General features: G+C 64.7%; 1 protein-coding gene. It reads right to left on the bottom strand.

Annotated features, from left to right (window positions below):
- Window positions 1–2384: Ig-like domain-containing protein (locus tag QD356_RS17715; protein WP_279878483.1), on the bottom strand; the 2384-nt coding region annotated here is incomplete at both ends.

Raw genomic sequence — 2384 nt, 5'->3', positions numbered from 1 at the left:
GCTTCCAGACCGCTGACGGTGACTTCACCATTGCTGGTGATGCCGTCGTCGGTGACGTTGGTGTCGGTGGTGAGCGCCAAGGCCGGATTGGTGGGGACAGTAGTATCGACGGTGAGCGTGAAGTCGTCAGACGGCGCGCTTTCGTTACCGGCGGCATCGGTCGCTGTGACGCTGAAGACGTGATCGCCCTCGGTGAGATCAGTGCTCGGGGTATAGCGCCAGGCGCCATTGGCATCGGCGGTGACTGTCGCGATTTCCTCACCGTTGTGGGTGATGGTGACCGTGCTGCCGGCTTCGGCGCTGCCGGTGAGGGTCGGCGTCGCATCGTTGGTGCTGTCGCCGGAGGCGAGGGCACCGGTATCGGCTGGCACATCGTCGGTCGCAGAAGCGATGGTCGGCGTGTTCGGCGCGGTAACATCCGCCGCTTCCGGCACCACCAGGGTGTCGGAGACTGGGCTTTCGTTACCTGCGGCGTCGGTGACGGTGGCGGTCAGTTCAGCGCCGGCTTCCTGCTTCGGAGACAGCGTGATGCTGAACGTGCCGTCCTCGGCGACAGTGCCGCTGCCCAGCAGGTCGCCATCACCATTGGTGATTTCGACGGTGCCACCGGCCTCGGCGCTACCATTGACGGTGCTGCCATTGGCGGTCTCGCCATCGGTCTCGCCCAGGATCGGTGCGTCCGGAGCGATAGTGTCGACGGTGAGTGTGAACTCGCCAGACGCTGGGCTTTCGTTACCGGCGGCATCGGTCGCTGTGACGCTGAAGACGTGATCGCCCTCGGTGAGATCAGTGCTCGGGGTATAGCCCCAGGCGCCATTGCTATCTGCCGTCACGCTATCAACGACTTCACCGTTGTGGATGATGGTGACCGTGCTGCCGGCTTCGGCGCTGCCGGTCAACGTCGGCGTCGCGTCGTTGGTGCTGTCGCCCGAGGCAAGGGCACCGGTATCGGCTGCCACATCGTCTGTGGCGGAGGCGATGGTCGGGGCATTCGGCGCGGTAACGTCAGCGTCTTCGGGCACATCAAGTGCCGCGGACGCTTCGCTTTCGTTTCCGGCCGCGTCGATTGCCGTGGCTGTCAGAGTGCTGCCAGCTTCCTGCTCCGGTGAGAGCTCAACCGAGAAGTTGCCTTCTGCATTGACGACCGCGGTGCCCACCACATCATCGTTGGCATTGGAGATCTCGACCGTGGTGCCCGCTTCACCGTTTCCGGCGACGGTGGTGCCATCGGTCTCGGACAGAACCGGCGCATCCGGCGCGACGGTATCGACGCTGAGCGTGAAGTCGTCAGACGACGCACTTTCGTTGCCGGCGGCATCGGTCGCGGTGACGCTGAAGACGTGCTCGCCATCGGTGAGATCAGTGCTCGGGGTATAGCGCCAGGTGCCATTGGCATCTGCCGTCACGCTATCAACGACTTCGCCGTTGTGGGTGATGGTGACGGTGCTGCCGGCTTCGGCGCTGCCGTTCAGCGTCGGCGTCGCGTCATTGGTGCTGTCGCCGGAGGCGAGGGCACCGGTATCGGCTGCCACATCGTCCGTGGCGGAGGCGATGGTCGGCGTGTTCGGCGCGGTAACGTCAGCATCTACCGGCACATCGAGTGCCGCGGACGCTGCGCTTTCATTGCCGGCCGCATCGGTTGCCGTGGCTGTCAGTGTGCTGCCAGCTTCCTGCTCCGGTGAGAGCTCCACCGAGAAGTTGCCTTCTGCATCGACGACCGCTGTTCCCAGCACATCATCGTTGGCATTGGTGATCTCGACCGTGGTGCCCGCTTCACCGGTTCCGGCGACGGTGGTGCCATCGGTCTCGCTCAGGACTGGCGCGTCCGGCGCGGTGGTGTCGATGGTGAGCGTGAACTCGTCAGAGGCTGCACTCTCGTTGCCGGCGGCATCGGTAGCCGTGACACTGAAGACGTGATCACCCTCGGTGAGGTCAGTGCTCGGGGTATAGCGCCAGGCGCCATTAGTATCTGCCACGACCGTATCAACGACTTCGCCGTTGTGGGTGACGGTGACGGTGCTACCGATCTCGGCGCTGCCGGTCAGGGTCGGCGTCGCGTCATTGGTGCTATCGCCGGAGGCGAGGGTACCGATATCGGCTGCCACGTCGTCGGTCGCGGAAGAGATGGTCGGGATGTTCGGCGCGGTAACATCCGCCGCTTCCGGCACCACCAGGGTGTCGGAGACTGGGCTTTCGTTACCTGCGGCGTCGGTGACGGTGGCGGTCAGCACAGCGCCGGCTTCCTGCTTCGGAGACAGCGTGATGCTGAAGGTGCCGTCATCGGCGACAGTGCTGCTGCCCAGCAGGTCGCCATCACCATTGGTGATTTCGACGGTCCCGCCGGCCTCGGCGCTACCATTGACGGTGCTGCCATTGGCGGTCTC

It is taken from the genome of Cobetia sp. 2AS, from assembly GCF_029846355.1.
Classification (GTDB): domain Bacteria; phylum Pseudomonadota; class Gammaproteobacteria; order Pseudomonadales; family Halomonadaceae; genus Cobetia; species Cobetia amphilecti.
Note: the sequence above shows the minus strand (reverse complement) of the source record. Positions and strands in the feature narration are given on the sequence as shown.